Genomic DNA, 19,159 nt, shown 5'->3' on the forward strand with positions numbered 1-19,159 from the left:
AGTTATGCGTCCTTCTGGTCAGCGGGACCGGCCATCTGGGCCACCGGTGCCGGAGTCGTCGGGGTGTGCCGCGGTGCCAGCTCCGGGTGGTGCAGGTCCAGGGCGGGGCGCTCCGACCGGATGCGGGGCAGCGAGGTGAAGTTGTGCCGCGGCGGCGGGCAGGAGGTCGCCCACTCAAGCGAACCACCGAAGCCCCAGGGGTCGTCGACCTCGACCTTCTTGCCGTTGCGCCAGGTGATGTAGACGTTCCAGAAGAACGGGATCATCGAGGCGCCCAACACGAAGGATGCAACCGTGGAGAACTGGTTCATCGCGGTGAACCCGTCTTCCGGCATGTAGTCGGCGTAGCGACGGGGCATGCCCTCGACGCCGAGCCAGTGCTGGATGAGGAAGGTGCCGTGGAAGCCCAGGAACAGCATCCAGAAGTGGATCTTGCCGAGGCGCTCGTTGAGCATCTTGCCGGTCCACTTGGGCCACCAGAAGTAGAAGCCCGCGAACATTGCGAACACGACGGTGCCGAAGACCACGTAGTGGAAGTGCGCCACCACGAAGTAGGTGTCGGAGACGTGGAAGTCCAGTGGCGGCGAAGCCAGGATGATGCCGGTCAGGCCGCCGAACAGGAAGGTCGCCAGGAAGCCCAGGCTCCACAGCATGGGCGTCTCGAAGGTGATCGATCCGCGCCACATCGTGCCGATCCAGTTGAAGAACTTCACCCCGGTCGGCACCGCGATGAGCATCGTCATGAAGGCGAAGAACGGCAGCAGCACCGAGCCGGTGACGTACATGTGGTGGGCCCACACCGTCACGGACAGCGCGGCGATGGCGATCGTGGCGTAGACCAGGCCCTTGTATCCGAAGATCGGCTTGCGGCTGAACACCGGGAAGATCTCGGAAACGATGCCGAAGAACGGCAGGGCGATGATGTAAACCTCAGGGTGGCCGAAGAACCAGAACAGGTGCTGCCAGAGGATGGCACCGCCGTTCTCCGGGTTGAAGATGTGCGCACCCAAGCGCCGGTCGGCGCCGAGGGCGAACAGCGCCGAGGCCAGGGGCGGGAATGCCATCATGACGAGGATGGCGGTGACCAGCGTGTTCCAGGTGAAGATCGGCATCCGCCACATGGTCAGGCCCGGGGCGCGCATGGTGATGATCGTGGTGATGAAGTTGACCGAACCGAGGATGGTGCCGAAGCCGGACAGCGCCAGGCCGAAGACCCACAAGTCCCCGCCGACTCCCGGTGAGAAGGTGGTGTTGGACAACGGTGCATAGGCAAACCAGCCGAAGGAAGCGGCGCCCTGCGGGGTGATGAAACCGGCCACCGCAATGATGCTGCCGAACAGGAAGAACCAGAAAGCCAGCGCGTTCAGGCGCGGGAACGCTACGTCGGGGGCACCGATCTGCAGCGGCATGATGACGTTGGCGAAGCCGGCAAACAGCGGCGTGGCGAACATCAGCAGCATCACCGTGCCGTGCATGGTGAACAGCTGGTTGTACTGTTCCTTGGTCTGCAGGATCTGCATGCCGGGCTCGAACAGTTCGGCGCGGATGACCAGGGCCATCACGCCGCCGAGGCAGAAGAAGATAAACGACGCGATCAGGTACATGTACCCGATGGTCTTGTGGTCCGTGGAGGTGATCCAGTTGACGACGATGCGCCCCTTGGACACCGGCACGACGCGCGGAGCTACCGTGGTAGCCCGGTCGTCAGCTGTGTATTCGTACGTTGACACTTGTGGCCCTCGCTCCTTTACTCAGACGCTTCAGCGTAGGGGTTGCGGTCGTACTCTTCGCCGAGCTGGCCGTCCTTGAGCTTCGCCATCTGAGCGTCGAATTCAGCCTCGGAGACCACCGCGACACGGAAGAGCATTTCGGAGTGGTACTCGCCACAAAGCTCGGCGCACTTGCCGTCGTAGATGCCCTCACGGGTGGGGGTGAAGTTCAGGAAGTTGGTCTTGCCCGGGATCATGTCCACCTTCTGCAGGAAGGCGGGAACCCAGAACGAGTGGATGACGTCGCGGGAGTTGATCTGCAGCTCCACGCTCTGGTTGACCGGCAGGTACAGCGTGGGCAGGGTCTCCGGGACGCCGGTCTCGCCGGTCAGGTGGGCCTGCACGCCGGCAAAGTACTTGTCCTGCTTGACGTAGTTGAAGTCCCAGGCCCACTGCTTGCCGCGCACGTCGACGACGACGTCCGGGTTGTCCACCCGCTCGGTGATGTTGGACGTGGTCTTGTCCGTGAAGTAAAAGAAGACCATGACCATGACCACGGGAACCGCGGTGTAGAAGATCTCCAGCGGCAGGTTGTAGCTCAGCTGGCGCGGGTAACCCGTTTCGTCCTTGCGGCGGCGGTACGCGATGATGCACCAGAGGATCAGGCCCCAGGTCACGACACCGACGGCCAGCGCGGCGATCCATCCGTTGACCCACAAATCAATGATTTCGGGCGTGTGGTTGGTAACGTCCCGCTCGGTGGGCAACCAACCCAAACGGACTTCTTCTGAACATCCCGTCAACAACAACGCACCGAGTGCACCCAGACCTGTAGCCTTGGCGATTCTGGCGCGTCGACTGCCGGTTCGAACCTGCGAACTCACAGACGGCCCTTCCTCTTTGTTTCGTGCAAGTGATGCGGCCATGGCAGAGCTGAGCCTGGCCGCATATCCAGTTTTACTACTCACTGTAGAGCTTACCCGCCCACATGACTTCCATGTGACAGGCTCCCCCGTGCGTCGGCCGTCCCGGCGGCCGGAGAGCGCCCTGCAGGCCCTTAGTGGAAGGAGTCTCCACAGGCGCAGGAGCCACCGGCGTTCGGGTTGTCGATGGTGAAGCCCTGCTTGGAAATCGTGTCCTCGAAGTCGATCGAGGCGCCCGAGAGGTAAGGAACGCTCATCTTGTCGACGACGACCTCGACCCCGTCGAAATCACGGACAGCGTCTCCGTCGAGCATCCGCTCGTCGAAGTACAGCTGGTAGATCAGGCCGGAGCATCCGCCCGGCTGTACGGCAACGCGCAGGCGCAGATCCGTGCGGCCTTCCTGCTCCAGGAGGCTGCGGACCTTTCCGGCGGCGACGTCGGTCAAAGCGACTTCATGCGTGGGCAGTTCTGCCGCTTCGGGTGCCGTGGTGGGGGCGGACGAGTTGGTCGTTGCGCTCATTGCACTTCCTTATCTATTTCGGGCCGTCCGGTGACCTGCTGCTATTACTCAGTGGTGCGTCGGGCTTCCCATCCATCGTACGTCTGGTGGGCCGAAATGGGATAACTCTCCCCCGCCTCCAGCCTGGCCCGAACAGGCCTAGAGTCCCTCGCCGTTCAACCGTGCCAGGAGCAGGGCCTGGGCCAGGACCGCGTTGCGGAAGTCCCCAAGATGCAGCGACTCGTTGGCCGAGTGCGCCCGCGAGTCGGGGTCCTCGACGCCGGTAATCAGGATCTGTGCCTCCGGATAGACCTCCGTGAGGTCGGCGATGAACGGGATGGACCCGCCCATGCCGGCCTCCACCGGCAGCGTGCCCCACGCCTGCTCCAGGGCCCACAGCGCCGCCCGGGCCGCGGGCGCGGAGGTGTCGGTGGCAAACGCGTGGCCGCGTTCCCCCGGCACGAACGTGGCGGCGGCGCCGAAGGGCGCGTGGGCGGCAACGTGCGCGGCCACCGCCTCCATCGCCCGGTCCGGATCCTGTCCCGGTGCCAGCCGCAGGCTGATCTTGGCGCGGGCGGCGGGGATCAAGGTGTTGGACGCGAGCTCGACGCTGGGGGCGTCAATGCCGATCACCGACAGGGCCGGCTTGTTCCAGAGCCGGTCGGCAATGCTGCCGGTGCCCGCAAGCCGCACGGACTCGAGCACCGACGAATCGCGGCGGAAGTCTTCTTCCGGATAGTCCACCGAGGCGGCGGGAGCGGACACGAGGCCCTCGATGGCGACAGCCCCGTCGTCGTCGTGGAAGGTGGCAATCAGCCGGGCCAGCAGCGTGGGCGCGTCCAGCAGCGGCCCGCCGAACATGCCCGAATGGACGGCGTGTTCCAACACCCGCAGCTCCACGGTGCCGTCCACCAGGCCACGCAGGCTCGTGGTCAGTGCCGGGACGCCGACCTTCCAGTTGCTGGAGTCGGCGACGATGATGGCGTCTGCCCGCAGCAGTTCGCGGTGAGCTTCGAGGAACGGGCGGAAGCTTGGCGAGCCGGCCTCCTCCTCCCCCTCGATAAACAACGTAATGCCGAGCCCGAAATCGTCTCCGAGGACCTCCAGCAGCGTGCGCAGCGAGGACAGGTGGACCATGATCCCGGCCTTGTCGTCGGCCGTTCCGCGCCCATAGAGGCGGCCGTCGATCTCCGTGGCCTTGAACGGTTCCGTCCGCCAGAGCGCCGGGTCCCCCGGCGGCTGCACGTCGTGGTGGGCATACAACAGGACGGTCGGCTTGCCGGCCGCGGCCGGGCGGCGGGCCACGACGGCGGGGCCGCCGGCGGCCTCGCCGTTCGCGACGCTGAGGATCTGCACGTCCTCCAGGCCCAGCTCCCGGACCATGCCGGCTACGGCATCCGCGCTGCGCGCCAGGTCCTCCGGGTCGAAGGCCGGCCAGGCGATCCCCGGGATCGAAACCAGCTGTTCCAACGAGGAGATGGTGAGCCCCATGCCGGCGTCGACTGCGGCCGCAAGTTCGTCTACGTTCACATTGGTCATAGTCGACACCCTATCGCCCGGGCTCCGTCGCGACGATGGCCCCGTGACTCCCCCGGCGGCGCGGGTCCCAAGCGGGACAACGGCCGTACGCGGTCCGGTATTCTTGACTGGTGTTCGGACGTAAAAAAGAGGCTCCCACGCCCCAGGAAACCATCGACCAGGCCAACGACGCCCAGCAGCCTCGATACGGCAAGGGCGCGCCCACGCCCCGGCGCAAGGACCAGGAAGCTGCGCGCAAGCGCCCCCTGGTCCCGAACGACCGCAAGGCCGCCAAGGAGGCCAACCGGGCCGCCATGGCGGATCAGCGGCTGAAGATGCGCGAGGCCATGAACACCGGCGACGAGCGCTTTCTGCCGTTGCGCGACAAGGGGCCGCAGAAGCGCTTCGTCCGCGACTTCGTGGACGCCCGCTGGGTGCTGGGCGAATTCCTGATCGTCTTCGCCCTCATCTTCGTGGTCCTCAGCTTTATCCGCGACCTCAACGTCCAGGCGTTCATCCTGTTTGGCTTCTGGGTGCTGCTGGCGCTGGTCGCCATCGATGCCTTCATCCTCGGCCGCCAGCTCAAGAAGCGCCTGGCCGCCAAGTTTGGCGACGTGGAGCGCGGGGCAGTCTGGTACGGCGTGATGCGCGGGCTGCAGCTGCGCCGGATGCGCCTGCCGAAGCCGCAGGTCAAGCGCGGCGAATACCCCGCCTGATCCAGCGGGGAGGGGCCGGTCGAAGGGTCGGGAGCATCGCGGCTCCCGGCCCTTTCGCATGCCATCGGCCGGGAGCATCGCGGTTTTCGGTCCTTTTGCATCCCATCCGAGGCCCGGTCGCCCTTCGGAGGGCATGCCGGGGCGCCGGATGGCGCGGGTCGGTTCAGCGCCGGCGCTTGGCCAGGCCGCGGTTGATGCGGCTTGCCCAGAAGGGTCCCTCGTACAGGAACGCCGTATAGCCCTGCACCAGGGTCGCACCGGCGTCCAGCCGCTGCTGCACGTCGCCGGCCGTCTCGACACCGCCCACGGAGATTAGCGCCAGGTCGTCCCCGACGGCGGCGCGCAGCCGGCGCAGCACGTCGAGGGAGCGCTGCTTCAACGGGGCCCCGGAGAGGCCGCCTTCCCCGCAGGCCGCGATCTTGGTGTCGTCCGAGACAAGGCCCTCGCGGGAAACCGTCGTGTTGGTCGCGATGATGCCGTCCAGGTTCAGTTCCAGCGCGAGCCGGGCGACGTCGTCGATGTCCTCGTCGCTGAGGTCCGGGGCGATCTTCACCAGCAACGGGACATGGCGGCCGGCCGCGGAATCGGCGGTCTCCCCCACTGCCCGCAGCAGCGGCCGCAGCGTCTCCACGTTCTGCAGCAGCCGCAATCCGGGCGTGTTCGGCGACGAAACATTGACCACGAGGTAGTCGGCGGACCGGGCCAACAGCCGGGTGCTCTTCAGATAGTCCTCGGTGGCATCGGCCAGTTCCACCACCTTCGTCTTGCCGATGTTCACGCCGATGACGGGCCGGAGCGTGCCGTATCGGGAAGCCAGCCCGCGCCGGGCGGCGGCGATCCGCGGCGCGACGGCGGCCGCGCCGTCGTTATTGAAGCCCATCCGGTTGATCACGGCGCGGTCCTCGACCAGCCGGAACAGCCGGGGCTGCGCGTTGCCCGGCTGCGCGCTCCCGGTGATGGTGCCGACCTCCACCGCGCCGAAACCCAGGTCGGCCAGCGCCTCGATGCCGAAACCTTCCTTGTCGAAGCCCGCGGCCAGGCCGAACGGCGAGGGGAAGGTCAGGCCCAGCGCCTCGGTGGCCAGGGACGGATCCGGGCGCGTGACGCGGCGCAGCACTGCCCCGGCCCCGCACCGGTGCGCGGCACGGATGAGCTGGAAACCGATTCGGTGGGCACGCTCGGCGTCCATCCAGGAGAACGCGGCGCGGAAGAAGGCGGGGTAGAGGCGCATGGTCCTAGTTTTCCGTGCGGAGGCCGCCGCACCAAACCGTGTCCACCCGGCGATAACATGGGGGCAGCAACCGGACAGAGAGGAAGGACCACGTGGCGACGGCAGCCGACTGGCAAGAAGACATCCTCGGCCCGGAGTTCGAGTCCACGGTCCTGCAAGTGCCGGCCCCCGGCGGGCGGGAGCAGCGGGCGACGCTGATCCGCTACCTGCCGCACTCCCCGCAGCGCTCCCCCGGCGGGCACGCCGTCCTGTATGTGCACGGTTGGAGCGACTATTTCTTCAACACGGAACTGGCGGAGTTCTGGCACCGCCAAGGCGTGGCGTTCTTTGCGCTGGACCTGCACCATCACGGACGCAGCCTGCGGGAGGGGGATCCGGCGGGCTTCGTGACGGACCTGCGCCAGTACGAGGACGAGATTTCGCTGGCGCTCGATCTGATCCGTGAGGAACGCGGCCAGTCGGAGACGAAGATCACGCTGATGGGACACTCCACCGGAGGGCTGGTGGCGGCCCTGTGGGCGGCGGAACACCCGGGCGAGCTGCGCGCCCTGGTCCTGAACAGTCCCTGGCTGGAAATGCACGGCAGCTCCCTGGTCCGGCGAGCCGCCGGCGCGGTGCTGGAACCCTTGTCCCGGCTCAAGCCGGAAACCGAGATCAAACTGCCGGTCCGGGGCTTCTACTACCGCAGCATCAGCCGCACCGCCGAGGGCGAATGGGATCTGGACCCCAGGCTGCGGCCGCCAGAGTCCTTCCCCGTGCGCGCCGGTTGGCTCAGCGCCATCTGGGAGGGACAGTCGAAGGTCGCGAAGGGGCTGAAGCTCGAGATCCCGGTGCTGGTGATGTCTTCGACGCGCAGCATGAACGGCTCGGTCTGGCACGAGGACATGAGGAGCACCGACGTGGTGCTGGACATCCGCACCATGACCGAGCGGGCGGTCCGGCTGGGATACAGCGTCTCCATCGAGCAGGTGCATGACGCCCTGCACGACGTGTTCCTCTCCCGCACCGACGTGCGGCGGGACGCCTATGCCCGGCTGCAGCGCTGGGCGCAGGCCTACGTGTTGCAGGACGACCGGACCGAGGACCTTACGGACACCCAGCAGCGGTAGTACGGCCGCCGCGGTTGCAACCGGCTAGGCCCCGCCGGCCGCGGCGGCGTCCACCGCTCCCCCGTACCGCCGGTCGCGGCGGGCGTAAATGTCGATGGCTTCCCAAAGGGTGCGGCGGTCCACATCGGGCCAGAGGGTATCCATGAACACCATCTCCGCATACGCGGACTGCCACAGCATGAAGTTGGAGAAACGCTGCTCCCCCGACGTGCGCAGGAACAGGTCGACGTCCGGCAGGTCCGGCTCGTCGAGGTAGCGCTGCACGGTCTTTTCCGAGACCGACGACGCCCGCAGCCGTCCGGCCGCGACGTCGGCGGCGATGGCGGCGGCGGCATCCGCAATTTCCGCCCTCCCGCCGTAGTTCACGCACATGGTCAGGGTGCAGGTGGAGTTGCCGGCCGTCTGTCGCTCGGCGACCTCCAGTTCGTTGACCACCGACTTCCACAACCGGGGCCGGCGGCCGGACCAGCGGATCCGCACCCCCCAATCGTCGAGCTGGTCGCGCTGGCGGCGCAGCACATCCCGGCTAAAGCCCATCAGGAAGCGGACCTCTTCCGGGGACCGCTTCCAGTTCTCGGTGGAAAAGGCATACACGCTGACGTGTTTGACCCCGATTTCGATTGCGCCGGCCATCACGTCCAGCAGGGCCGCTTCCCCGGCGCGGTGCCCCTCGGTCCGCGGCAGCCCGCGCTGGTTCGCCCAGCGGCCGTTGCCGTCCATCACGATGGCCACGTGTTCCGGGACCAGCGCCGGAGGCAGGGCGGGCGGTTTGGCGCCGGAGGGATGCGGCCATGGCTGCTGCGGTTGCCGGGAAATCGGGGTCACACTCGCTCCACATGCTTGAGGGATTTCAGGGTTCGTTCAAGGTGCCACTGCAGGTAACTGGCCACTAGGCCGGCGGCCTCACGGCGCGGGCCGGCGGCGGAGGCGTCCGCTGCCGGCCAGTCTCCGGAGAGCAGGGCGGCGAGCAGCTGCATCGTTTCCGGTGCGGGCGAGGCCGACCCGGGCGGACGGCAGTCGTGGCATACCGCGCCGCCCAGCGGAGCGGCAAAGGCGGTATGCGGCCCCTGGGCGCCGCACCGGGCACACTGGTCGAAGCTCGGGGCCCAGCCCGCCGTCGCAAGCGCCCGCAGCAGGTAGGAATCCAGGATCAGCTCGGGCGCGTGCACGCTGCGGCTGAGCGCCGAGAGCGCGCCGATGACCAGCCCGTACTGCGCTCCTGCCGATTCGCCGTCGACGTCGGTGAGTTTTTCCGCCGTCTCGCAGATGGCGGCGGCGGAGGTGTACTTGGTGTAGTCGGCGGCGATGTCCCGCCCGTACGGCCCGACCATCTGGGCCTGCGTGACGATGTCCAGGCTCCGGCCGGAGACCAGCTGCAGGTCCGCGACCATGAAGGGTTCCAGCACCGCGCCGAACTTGCTGCTGGTGCGGCGCACGCCTTTGGCAACCGCCCGGATCTGGCCGTGCTGCCTGGTGAGCAGCGTGATGATCCGGTCGGCCTCGCCGAGTTTGTGGGTCCGCAGGATGACGCCCTGGTCCCGGTACGTGCGGGAGGCGAAGGATCTGTTGGACACCGTCCCATTCTCCCACTAAAGCGGGCTCCCCCGCCGCGGCACGGCAGGGAAGCCCGCTGGACGGTTCCCTAGAGCGAGCCGGCGGCCTTGGCGCCTTCGTCGCGGATGGCGCGGTTCACCGCGGACACCACGGCTTTCAGGGAGGCCATGGTGGTGTTCGTGTCAATGCCGATGCCCCACAGCACCCGGTCGCCCACGGCACACTCCACGTAGGCGGCGGCCCGGGCGTTGCCGCCCTCGGAGAGCGCGTGCTCGGTGTAGTCCAGTACCCGCACATCCACGCCGTCCTGCCGGAAAATTTCCAGCAGCGCGGCGATCGGGCCGTTGCCTTCGGCCGTGCGGCGGCTCTGGACGCCGTCCACGCCCATGGTGGCGGTCAGCTGGAAGGAACCGTCATCGGCGCTGTCGGTCTTGACGGATCCCAGGGTGTAGTGGCCCCACCGGTTGTCCGGGGTCGGCAGGTACTCGTCGGTGAAGGTCTCCCACAGCTGCGCGGGGCTGACCTCGCCGCCCACGGTGTCCGTGCGCCGCTGGATGACGCCCGAGAACTCGATCTGGGCGCGGCGCGGCAGGTCCAGGTTGTGCTCGTGCTTGAGCAGGTAGGCCACGCCGCCCTTGCCGGACTGCGAGTTCACCCGGATCACGGCTTCATAGCTGCGGCCCAGGTCCTTCGGATCGACCGGCAGGTAGGGCACCGCCCAGACGAGTTCGTCCACCGTCTTGCCCTGGGCGTCCGCGTCGGCCTCCATGGCCTCGAAGCCCTTCTTGATGGCGTCCTGGTGGGAGCCGGAGAATGCGGTGAACACCAGGTCGCCGCCGTACGGGAAGCGTTCGGGCACCGGCAGCTGGTTGCAGTATTCGACGGTGCGGCGCACTTCGTCGATGTTGGAGAAATCGATCATCGGGTCGATGCCCTGGCTGAACAGGTTCAGCCCCAGCGTCACCAGGTCCACGTTGCCGGTCCGCTCGCCGTTGCCGAACAGGCAGCCCTCGATCCGGTCGGCGCCGGCCAGGTAGCCCAGTTCCGCCGCCGCCACCCCGGTGCCGCGGTCGTTGTGCGGGTGCAGGGAGAGGATCACGTTCTCGCGGTTGTTCAGGTTCCGCGACATCCACTCGATGGAATCGGCGTAGACATTCGGGGTGGCCATCTCCACCGTGGCCGGCAGGTTCAGGATGACGTTCCGGTCGGCGGAGATCTCGAAGACGTCGGTGACGGCGTTGCAAATGCGGGCCGCGAATTCCAGTTCCGTGCCGGTGTAGGACTCGGGCGAGTATTCGTAGGTGATCTCGGTGCCCTTCAGGCCCTCTTCATACTTCCGGCACAGCCGGGCGCCCTGCAAGGCGATGTCCACGATGCCGTCCTGGTCTTCCCGGAACACCACCCGCCGCTGCAGCACGGAGGTGGAGTTGTACAGGTGCACGATGGCGCGGCCGGCGCCGGCGATGGACTCGTAGGTGCGCTCGATCAGGTGCTCGCGGGACTGCGTGAGGACCTGGATGGTCACATCATCGGGGATCCGGTCGCCTTCGATCAGCTGCCGGACAAAGTCGAAGTCGGTCTGCGATGCGGACGGGAAACCGACTTCGATCTCCTTGTAGCCCATTTTCACCAGCAGGTCGAACATCTTGTGCTTGCGTTCGGGGCTCATCGGATCGATCAGCGCCTGGTTCCCGTCGCGCAGGTCCACGGCGCACCAGCGCGGGGCCTTCGTCATCACCTTGTCCGGCCAGGTGCGGTCGGGCAGTTCTACGGCGATCTGGTCCTGGAAGGGAATGTACTTATGGATGGGCATTCCGGAGGACTTTTGTGCGTTTCGCATTTTGGTGTGTGGCCTTTTCTCATGTGAGCTAATCGAAAAATTTTGGCCGGGCAACACAAACTCCGCAGCGAGGGTTCGGCCTGTCAAACAGTAGTTCGCGTGGCCTCGCCGCGGCAGCTAAGAAGGAGCATTCCTGCGCGCACAATTTCACACTAGCACGGTGCGTAGGATGTGAGGGAATAGATGAAAGCAACGAAGAAATGAGGCGCACATGAGCCGCTCCGGCATCGTGTTGTCCAACGTCGACCCGGCCGTCCGCCCGCAGGACGACCTCTTCCGGCACGTGAACGGGAAGTGGCTGGCGGAGACCGCCATACCCGACGACCGGGCGCTGGAAGGCTCCTTCACGGCCCTGCGCGACGCATCCGAAGAATCCGTGCGGGCCATCATCGAAGACGCCGCCGCGCACCCGGATCCCACCAGCCCGGCGGGTAAGATCGGCGTCCTCTACGCCGGTTTCATGGACACCGACACGGCCGAGGCCAAGGGCTTCTCGCCGCTGGCGGAGCAGTTCGCCGCGATCGCGAAGATTTCCGACCGGGACGGGCTGCGCGAGGCCATCGGGGCCTTCAGCCGCAGCGGCGCCGCGTATCCGCTCGCGTTCTTCGTCAACAACGACGCCGGCGACCCCACCCGCTACCTGATCTACCTGTACCAGGCGGGACTGGGCCTGCCGGACGAGGCGTACTACCGCGAGGACGACTTCGGCCCCATCCGCGAGGCCTACCGGGACTACGCCCGGAAGATGCTGCAACTGGCCGGCTTCGACCCGGTGCAGGCGGACGCGGCACTGGATCTGGAGCACAAGCTGGCGGCCGGCCACCTGGACAAGGTCTCCTGCCGCGACCCGCAGCAGACCTACAACCTGCGCACCGCCGGGCAGGTGGCCGCCATGGCGGACTGGATGCCTGACTGGCTGGCGGCACTGGGCCCCGAAGCGGGCGGCGCGGCCGAGCTGGTGGTCTGCCAGCCCGGGTTCCTCGGCACGCTCGACGCCCTGTTGGACAGCGAGCCGCTGGAGGCCTGGCAGGCCTGGCTGCGGCTCCACGTGCTGACGACGGCGGCGCCTTATCTTCACGACGAAGCGGTCCAGACGCACTTCGGCTTCTACGGCCGCACCCTCAGCGGCACCCCGGAACTCAAGGAGCGGTGGAAGCGCGGCGTGTCCCTGGTGGAAGGCGCCCTCGGGGAGGCCATCGGGCAGGAATACGTGGCGCGGCATTTCCCGCCGGCGCATAAGGAACGGATGGAAGAACTGGTCGCCAACCTGCTGGCCGCCTACCGGGAGAGCATCTCCGCCCTGCCGTGGCTCAGCAGCGCAACGATCGGGAAAGCGCTGGAGAAGCTGGCGGCCTTCCGCACCAAGATCGGCTACCCGGAGAAGTGGATCGACTACTCCGCCTTCGTGCCCGGGAACGATGTCTGGTCCAACGTCCTCGCCTCCAACGAGTTCGAGGTCCGGCGCAACCTGGCGAAGCTGGGTAAGCCCATCGACGAGGCCGAGTGGCACATGACGCCGCAGACCGTCAACGCCTACTACATGCCGACGATGAACGAGATCGTCTTCCCCGCGGCGATCCTGCAGCCGCCCTTCTTCGACGCCGACGCCGACGCCGCGGCGAACTACGGCGCCATCGGTGCGGTCATCGGCCACGAGATCGGCCACGGCTTCGACGACAAGGGATCGCAGTACGACGGCACCGGCGCGCTGCGGAACTGGTGGTCCGACGAAGACCGGGCCGCCTTCGAGCGGCTCACCGGCCAGCTGGTGGCCCAATACGCGGCGCTCAGTCCGGCGGAGGCTCCCGGCAACACGGTCAATGGCGAACTCACCCTGGGCGAGAACATCGGCGACCTCGGCGGGCTGGCCATCGCGTACCGCGCGTACCGGCTGAGCCTGGCGGGCCGGGAAGCCCCGGTGATTGACGGGCTGAGCGGCAGCCAGCGGTTCTTCTACTCCTGGGCCGAGTGCTGGCGGCAGAAGATCCGTTCGGAGGAGGCGGCGCGCCGGCTGGCGATCGACCCGCATGCCCCGAACGAGTTCCGCTGCAACCAGGTGGTGCGCAACCTGGACGCGTTCCACGAAGCGTTCGGCACCGCTCCGGGCGACGGGCTGTGGCTCGACCCGGCCGAGCGGGTCAGGATCTGGTAGCGGCTGCTAGAAGGCGCCGGGCTGCTGGCAGGTGACCTGGTCGGCGGTCTGGCCCTTGAAGCCGCCGGCCACGCCGCCGGTCTCGGCCAGTTGCGTACCGCTGGCGAAGTCCCGACCGACCGAAAGCGCGACGCCGTAGTGGTCGCCGGAGGCGAGGACGTTGGCCCGGGGGACGTTCAGTTCTTCCGCGAGGGAGAGGGCCACGTGTTCGAATCCGGCCGAGTAGAACAGCTGCGTGGTGGTGCGTTCGGATCCGCCGTCGCCCGGGGCCGCCAGCAGGTACCCCAGCGCCTGCAGCTGTTCGGCCAGTTCCTCGTCGCGGCCGGCCGCGCCGGAGGCGTTGATTACCTCGACGGGCTGCACGGCCGGGTCGAAGGACGGCACGCCGGCCGTCTGGTCCCCGCCCGGCGCGGTCGTCGCCCCGGCCGTCGGCCCGCCGTCGTCGGTTGCCGTCGGGGACGGAGTGCCGCCGCCCGAGGCGCCGGCCGCGGGTTCTCCGCCGGCCTCCCCCGTGGTCGTCGGGTCGGGCGACCCGGCGGTGTTGACCTCCGGTGCGGTGACGTCGCCGTCCTGGCGCAGGATCCGGAACAGGGCCTGTCCCGGTTCCTCGTCCAGGACCAGGCGGTTCTCGTCCATGGGGGCGCTCTTAGTGGGCAGCGCGACGAACGCGACCTTCCCCAGGTCAACGCTCTTGACCCGGTCGGCCAGGGCCAGCAGCCGGGAAACCTCGGCCAGTCCTTCGTCCACCGTGAGGTTGTTGACCACGGCCTCGGCGATGGAGTAGAGGCGGGGCACGTTGGTCAGCGTGCCTTCGGACTGGATCTTGCGGGCCATGGACGCCAGGAAGCTCTGCTGCGCACGGATCCGGCCGCGGTCTCCGCCGTCGCCGAAGGAGTGCCGGGTGCGCAGGAACGCCAGCGCCTGCTCGCCCTGCACGGTGCTGACTCCGGCGGGGAGCCGCAGCTTGGAGTAGGTGTCATTGATGGGCTCGTTGACGCAGACTTCCACGCCGCCGATCACCGTGGAGAGCTCCTTGACGGCGTTGAAGTCGGCCATCATGAAGTGGTCGATCTCCAGGCCTGTCATTTCGTTGACGGCCGCCACGGTGCAGCCGGGGCCGCCATAGGTCAGGGCGGCATTGAGCTGGGCATCCTGCTGCTCCGGGTACACCTCGCCGGTCTCCGGATCGGTGCAGGTGGGGATGGTGGTGAGCAGGTCGCGCGGCAGGCTGACCACGGTGACCCTCTCCCGGTCCGCGGACAGGTTCATCAGCATCATCACGTCCGATTTACCGAAGCCGGCCGACGAGCCGTCCGAGCCGTACCGGCCGTCGCTGCCGGCGCGTGTGTCGGTACCCAGGATGAGGATCTGCACGGGATCACGGCTCAGGTCCACCGGCAACCCTTGGGCGCCGGTGCCCAGGTTCAGCGGCGAGGTGCTGATGCTGTCGCGCAGGCCCACGATTTTGAACACCACGACGCCCACACCGGCCGCCAGGGCCAGCGCCAGCGCGCCCGCCACGACCTTCAGCCACAGCAGTTTGGGCCCGCGGCGGCCCATGTGCCTCGGATTGGCGGCCCGCGCCTGCGCGCGCCGCGGCGCGCCGCCGGCCGGTGACCGCGGGGCGGGATCCTGCCCCGCGGGCGGCTGTCCCGTCGGGGTCTGCGGGTCATCACCGGAACTGCCGCGATGATCCACGGGATACCCCTCTGCACGGTTGTAAGCCAGATAAAAAAGACGCGGCCAGCCCATCACTGGCCGCTAAGTATTCTACGGGTTGCGGCCGGGGAAAGTTCCCGGCGGCGCCGGAGGCTCAGAAACCGAGCCGCACCAGCTGCTTGGGGTCGCGCTGCCAGTCCTTGGCTATTTTTACGTGCAGGTCAAGGTAGACGCGGGTGCCCAGCAGGCCCTCGATCCCCTTGCGCGCACGGGTGCCGACGTCACGGAGCCTCTCCCCGCCCTTGCCGATGATGATGGCCTTCTGCGACGGACGCTCCACGAAGAGGTTCACCCGGACATCCAGCAGCGGGTTGTCGGCGCTGCGGCCTTCGCGCGGAACGATCTCCTCGACCACCACGGCCAGCGAGTGGGGCAGTTCATCGCGCACGCCCTCCAGCGCCGCCTCCCGGACCAGCTCGGCCACCATCACGGCTTCGGGTTCGTCCGTGAGCTCGCCGTCGGGATAGAGCGGCGGCGACAGCGGCATCCGCCGGACCAGCACATCGGCGACCGTCTGGACCTGGTCCCCCTTGGCGGCGGAAACCGGCACGATGTCGGCGAAGCCGTCCGGGCCGAAGATCTCCGCGCCCAGTGCCGCGACCGCCAGCAGCTGCTCGGCCAGCGCCTGCTTGTCCATCAGGTCCGTCTTGGTCACCAGTGCCACCACGGGCTTGCGGGACAGGGCGGCCAGCTGGTTGGCAATGAAGCGGTCGCCGGGGCCGATCTTCTCGTTGGCCGGCAGGCAGAAGCCGATCGCGTCCACTTCGGCAAGCGTGTCCGCCACGAGGTCGTTCAGCCGCTGCCCCAGCAGGGTCCGGGGCCGATGCAGGCCGGGCGTGTCCACCAGCACCAGCTGGGCATCCGGCCGGTGCACGATGCCGCGGATGGTGTGCCGCGTGGTCTGCGGTTTGGCGGAGGTGATGGCCACCTTCTGCCCCACCAGCGCGTTGGTCAGCGTGGACTTGCCCGCGTTCGGGCGGCCCACCAGCGACACGAAACCGGCGCGGTAGTCCTTGGGCCAGCCGCTGGACGGCATGGCCACGGCCTTGTCGGTGCTGTTGGCGCCGGTGGCGTTTTCGGGGTTGGTCATCGTTCCCTCTCCGTCCCGGGCATCCGGGCGGGGTCATCGGCGGCGGCAGCGCCGTCGTCGTTGGCGTACTGGTTCCGGGCGGGCGCTTCGTACCAGGCCAGGACATGGCTGACGCGGTTGCGCCGGCCCTCCAGCCGTTCGGCGCGCAGGTGCAGGCCGTCCAGCTCTACTTCGCTGCCGACGATCGGCACCCGGCCGAGGCTTTTGGCCAGCAGCCCGCCGACGGTGTCCACCTCTTCGTCGTCCAGCTCCAGATTGAACAGCTCGCCGACGTCGTCGATGCCGGTGCGCGCACTGACCCGGTACAGGCCGTCCGGCAGCGCCTCGATTTCGGGGCGCTCGGTGTCGTATTCGTCGACGATTTCGCCGACGATCTCCTCGATGAGGTCCTCCAGCGTGACCAGGCCGGCGGTGCCGCCGTATTCGTCGATCACGATGGCCACGTGCGTGGACTCGCGCTGCATCTCCTGCAGCAGCTCGCCGACCGACTTCGACTCGGGCACGTAGCGGACCTCGCGGCAGATCTGGTCCACCAGCATGCCGGCGCCGTGGTCCTCCCGGCCGTGGATCCGGGCGGCCACGTCCTTCAGGTAGACGATGCCGCGGATCTGGTCCGCGGTGTCCATGATCACGGGGATCCGTGAATAGCCCGACTGCAGGAACAGCGTCATGGCCTCCTGAAGGGTGGAGCCGGAATCGATGCTGAGCATGTCCGTGCGCGGCACCATCACCGCCCGGACCTTGGTATCGCCCAGCTCGAAGACGGAGTGGATCAGTTCCGCCTCGGTGTCCTCGATCATGTCGGACTCGTTGGCCCGGTCCACGAGTTCGCGGAACTCCTCTTCGGTGAAGAAGGCCGCGTCGGCGCGCGGCGCGTTAGGGGCCACCGCGCTGCCCAAACGGACCAGCCATTGGGGCACGGGACCGAGGATCGAGCACAGCAGCCTGACCAACAAGGCGGTGGAAAGCACGACGGCGCCGGCGTGCATCCGGCCCAGCTGCCGCGGGGAGACCCCGACCAGCACGAATCCGACGGCGGCCATGGTGACGGTGGCCAGCAGTCCGGCCAGCCAGATGTTGTCCAGCAGGTCGTGGAACAGCAGGGCGATGGCGACGGCGGCGGCCATCTCGAACCAGACGCGCCAGAAACGCAGCCCGTGCATGTGGGCCGCCGGCGAGGCCAGGATGAGGCGCAGGCTGCGGCTCCGCCCGGAACGCAGCAGGTTTTCGGCGTCGTGGCGCGGCAGGTAGGTGAAGGCGGCCTCGGCGGCGGTCAGCACCCCGGCGAACAGCGTGAAAGCCAGCGTCATGGCGGCGAGTATCCAGAGCATCGCCGGGCTCTACAGGGTGGTTTCGGTGGGGGCTGCCTTGCCGGTGAAGGAGGACAGCAACTGGCGCTGCAGGCCGAACATCTCTTCCTTCTCGGCCGGCTCGGCGTGGTCGAAACCGAGCAGATGCAGGATGCCGTGCGTGGTCAGCAGCAGCATTTCGTCCAACAGGCCGTGGCCGGCCTTCTTTGCCTGCTCCTGCGCCACCTGCGGGCAGATCACGATGTCGCCCAGCACGCCGGGCGGGCCCGGCTTCATCGCGGTGCCGGGACGCAGTTCGTCCATCGGGAAGGACAGCACGTCGGTGGCGCCCGGCTCGTCCATCCACTCGATGTGAAGCCGCTCCATCGCTTCGGTGTCGACCATGATGATGGACAGTTCCGCCTCCGGATGGACGTAGAGCGAGTCCAGCACGAACCGTGCCAGCCGCACCAGCTCTTCCTCGTTGGCGGCGACGGCCGATTCGTTGTTGACCTCGATGCTCATGCTCGATCCTCCGGGCCGGCTTCCATGTCCGTCTTCCGCCTGGCCGCGGGTGCGCGGCGCGGTCCCCGGCCGCCGTCTGAGCGGCGCGACTCGTCCCGGCCGCCCTCGCCGCGGCGGGACTCGTCCCAGCGGCTGTACGCCGTCACGATGTCGCTGACCAGCCGGTGGCGGACCACGTCGGTGGCGTCCAGCCGGGAGAAGCGGACGTCCTCCACGCCGTCGAGTATTTCGCTGACGATCTTCAGGCCCGAGCTGGTGCCGCCGGGCAGGTCGATCTGCGTCACGTCCCCGGTCACGACCATCTTGGAACCGAAGCCCAGCCGGGTGAGGAACATCTTCATCTGTTCCGGGGTCGTGTTCTGCGCCTCGTCCAAAATGATGAACGCGTCGTTGAGCGTGCGCCCGCGCATGTAGGCCAGCGGCGCCACTTCAATGGTGCCCGCGGCCATCAGGCGCGGAATCGATTCCGGGTCCATCATGTCGTGCAGGGCGTCGTAGAGCGGGCGCAGGTACGGGTCGATCTTGTCGCTGAGCGTGCCGGGCAGGAAGCCCAGCCGCTCCCCCGCCTCGACGGCGGGTCGGGTCAGGATGATGCGGTTGACCTCTTTGTGCTGCAGGGCCTGGACCGCCTTGGCCATCGCCAGGTAGGTCTTGCCGGTGCCCGCGGGGCCGATGCCGAACACCACGGTGTGGTTGTCGATGGCTTCGACGTAGTTCTTCTGGTTCAGGGTCTTGGGCCGGATGTTGCGGCCGCGCGAGGAGAGGATGTTCAGCGTCAGGACTTCGGCCGGCCGCTGCGCCGACTGTTCGCCGAGCATGCGCAGCAGCTGGGCGACCACCTGCGCGGTGATCCTCGTATCCTTCGCTGCCAGGGCGCGGATCTCTTCCACCACGTTGAGCGTGAGCTGCACCGCGTCGGCGGGGCCGGTGATGGAAAGTTCGTTGCCGCGTACATGCAGGTCCACATCGCTGAACTCCGACTCGATGACCCGCAGCACCTCGTCGTGGGCGCCGAGCGCCCTGACCATGTGTTCCGACGAATCGAAATGGACGGAACGGCTGCTTGATCCCAGCGGATCGACATCCAGGCGTGATTGGGACATAGTCCGGCCGATGTGGCCTTTCATCGCTCCTTCGGTGGGCGCTTGCTGGCGGTAACCGGAAATGGATCCGGTCCCGACGGTACAAGTCCATGCTACGGCACGAGCCGCCGCGCAGTCCTCTGCGGGGACGAAAAACGCCTTGGTATCGATCCTGCATCAATCCTGCATCAGTCCGGTTGAG

Annotated in this window: 16 protein-coding genes; 3 read left to right on the forward strand and 13 right to left on the reverse strand. The window is 67.7% G+C overall.

The window, feature by feature from the left end:
- Positions 1–2: 2 nt before the first annotated feature.
- The 4 genes from ctaD to AC5RWG_RS01950 all read right to left on the reverse strand — a co-directional run bounded on the left by ctaD (position 3) and on the right by AC5RWG_RS01950 (position 4,671).
- Positions 3–1,730 carry an aa3-type cytochrome oxidase subunit I gene (gene ctaD, locus AC5RWG_RS01935; RefSeq protein ID WP_493999754.1) on the reverse strand — a complete coding sequence of 576 codons (1,728 nt, stop codon included), beginning with the start codon at positions 1,728–1,730 and terminating at the stop codon, positions 3–5.
- A 17-nt stretch (positions 1,731–1,747) separates the two neighbouring features.
- Positions 1,748–2,593, reverse strand: a complete 846-nt coding sequence (gene ctaC / locus AC5RWG_RS01940) for an aa3-type cytochrome oxidase subunit II (RefSeq protein WP_494025927.1) — start codon at positions 2,591–2,593, stop codon at positions 1,748–1,750.
- Between the two features lie 173 nt (positions 2,594–2,766).
- On the reverse strand, positions 2,767–3,153 hold the full coding sequence (locus AC5RWG_RS01945; RefSeq protein ID WP_493978415.1) for a HesB/IscA family protein: 387 nt from the start codon (positions 3,151–3,153) through the stop codon (positions 2,767–2,769).
- 138 nt (positions 3,154–3,291) lie between these two features.
- Positions 3,292–4,671, reverse strand: coding sequence for a M20/M25/M40 family metallo-hydrolase (locus AC5RWG_RS01950; RefSeq protein ID WP_494025928.1), 1,380 nt, complete (start codon positions 4,669–4,671; stop codon positions 3,292–3,294).
- 110 nt (positions 4,672–4,781) lie between these two features.
- Here AC5RWG_RS01950 and AC5RWG_RS01955 point away from each other — a divergent pair, with 110 nt between their 5' ends.
- Positions 4,782–5,366, forward strand: coding sequence for a DUF3043 domain-containing protein (locus AC5RWG_RS01955; protein ID WP_493999757.1), 585 nt, complete (start codon positions 4,782–4,784; stop codon positions 5,364–5,366).
- 163 nt (positions 5,367–5,529) lie between these two features.
- On the opposite strand, the gene AC5RWG_RS01960 is transcribed toward AC5RWG_RS01955, so the two are convergent.
- Positions 5,530–6,597 (reverse strand): quinone-dependent dihydroorotate dehydrogenase, encoded by a 1,068-nt coding sequence (locus tag AC5RWG_RS01960; protein ID WP_494025929.1) that lies wholly within the window; start codon positions 6,595–6,597, stop codon positions 5,530–5,532.
- A 92-nt stretch (positions 6,598–6,689) separates the two neighbouring features.
- On the opposite strand from AC5RWG_RS01960, the gene AC5RWG_RS01965 reads away from it, so the two are divergent.
- On the forward strand, positions 6,690–7,706 hold the full coding sequence (locus AC5RWG_RS01965) for an alpha/beta hydrolase (RefSeq protein WP_494014014.1): 1,017 nt from the start codon (positions 6,690–6,692) through the stop codon (positions 7,704–7,706).
- 24 nt (positions 7,707–7,730) lie between these two features.
- On the opposite strand, the gene AC5RWG_RS01970 is transcribed toward AC5RWG_RS01965, so the two are convergent.
- The 3 genes from AC5RWG_RS01970 to leuA all read right to left on the reverse strand — a co-directional run bounded on the left by AC5RWG_RS01970 (position 7,731) and on the right by leuA (position 11,100).
- A complete protein-coding gene (locus AC5RWG_RS01970; RefSeq protein WP_494025930.1) occupies positions 7,731–8,531 on the reverse strand; it encodes an isoprenyl transferase in 801 nt (266 codons plus the stop codon).
- Entirely contained in the window at positions 8,528–9,280 is a 753-nt protein-coding gene (gene recO, locus AC5RWG_RS01975; protein WP_494023061.1) for a DNA repair protein RecO, read from the reverse strand. The genes AC5RWG_RS01970 and recO overlap by 4 nt, the downstream gene beginning before the upstream one ends.
- 68 nt (positions 9,281–9,348) lie before the next feature.
- Positions 9,349–11,100, reverse strand: coding sequence for a 2-isopropylmalate synthase (gene leuA / locus AC5RWG_RS01980; RefSeq protein ID WP_494166316.1), 1,752 nt, complete (start codon positions 11,098–11,100; stop codon positions 9,349–9,351).
- A gap of 211 nt (positions 11,101–11,311) precedes the next feature.
- Between leuA and AC5RWG_RS01985 the strand changes: the two genes are divergently transcribed.
- Positions 11,312–13,252: a M13 family metallopeptidase gene (locus tag AC5RWG_RS01985; protein WP_494166317.1), complete on the forward strand. Its 1,941-nt coding sequence runs from the start codon at positions 11,312–11,314 to the stop codon at positions 13,250–13,252.
- A gap of 6 nt (positions 13,253–13,258) precedes the next feature.
- Here AC5RWG_RS01985 and AC5RWG_RS01990 read toward each other — a convergent pair whose 3' ends face one another.
- From AC5RWG_RS01990 to AC5RWG_RS02010, 5 genes are all read right to left on the reverse strand, one after another.
- Positions 13,259–14,950, reverse strand: a complete 1,692-nt coding sequence (locus AC5RWG_RS01990; RefSeq protein ID WP_494166318.1) for an LCP family protein — start codon at positions 14,948–14,950, stop codon at positions 13,259–13,261.
- Positions 14,951–15,065: 115 nt separating this feature from the next.
- Entirely contained in the window at positions 15,066–16,007 is a 942-nt protein-coding gene (gene era / locus AC5RWG_RS01995) for a GTPase Era (protein ID WP_494167086.1), read from the reverse strand.
- Positions 16,008–16,057: 50 nt separating this feature from the next.
- Complete coding sequence (locus AC5RWG_RS02000) at positions 16,058–17,392, reverse strand: hemolysin family protein (RefSeq protein WP_493999765.1); 1,335 nt, start codon at positions 17,390–17,392, stop codon at positions 16,058–16,060.
- A gap of 9 nt (positions 17,393–17,401) precedes the next feature.
- Complete coding sequence (ybeY, locus tag AC5RWG_RS02005; RefSeq protein ID WP_493978405.1) at positions 17,402–17,875, reverse strand: rRNA maturation RNase YbeY; 474 nt, start codon at positions 17,873–17,875, stop codon at positions 17,402–17,404.
- Positions 17,872–18,978 (reverse strand): PhoH family protein, encoded by a 1,107-nt coding sequence (locus AC5RWG_RS02010; RefSeq protein WP_494167087.1) that lies wholly within the window; start codon positions 18,976–18,978, stop codon positions 17,872–17,874. Before AC5RWG_RS02010 ends, ybeY begins: the two co-directional genes overlap by 4 nt.
- Positions 18,979–19,159 lie beyond the last annotated feature (181 nt).

This window comes from Arthrobacter sp. Y3221160 (assembly GCF_059092585.1).

Excerpts from the sequence above, each read along its gene's own strand:
- AC5RWG_RS01945 (WP_493978415.1), bottom strand. The coding sequence starts at position 3,153 with ATGAGCGCAACGACCAACTCGTCCGCCCCCACCACGGCACCCGAAGCG.
- AC5RWG_RS01950 (WP_494025928.1), bottom strand. The coding sequence starts at position 4,671 with ATGACCAATGTGAACGTAGACGAACTTGCGGCCGCAGTCGACGCCGGC.
- AC5RWG_RS01960 (WP_494025929.1), bottom strand. The coding sequence starts at position 6,597 with ATGCGCCTCTACCCCGCCTTCTTCCGCGCCGCGTTCTCCTGGATGGAC.
- leuA (WP_494166316.1), bottom strand. The coding sequence starts at position 11,100 with ATGCGAAACGCACAAAAGTCCTCCGGAATGCCCATCCATAAGTACATT.
- AC5RWG_RS01985 (WP_494166317.1), top strand. The coding sequence starts at position 11,312 with ATGAGCCGCTCCGGCATCGTGTTGTCCAACGTCGACCCGGCCGTCCGC.
- era (WP_494167086.1), bottom strand. The coding sequence starts at position 16,007 with ATGCCGTCCAGCGGCTGGCCCAAGGACTACCGCGCCGGTTTCGTGTCG.
- AC5RWG_RS02000 (WP_493999765.1), bottom strand. The coding sequence starts at position 17,392 with ATGCTCTGGATACTCGCCGCCATGACGCTGGCTTTCACGCTGTTCGCC.
- ybeY (WP_493978405.1), bottom strand. The coding sequence starts at position 17,875 with ATGAGCATCGAGGTCAACAACGAATCGGCCGTCGCCGCCAACGAGGAA.
- AC5RWG_RS02010 (WP_494167087.1), bottom strand. The coding sequence starts at position 18,978 with ATGTCCCAATCACGCCTGGATGTCGATCCGCTGGGATCAAGCAGCCGT.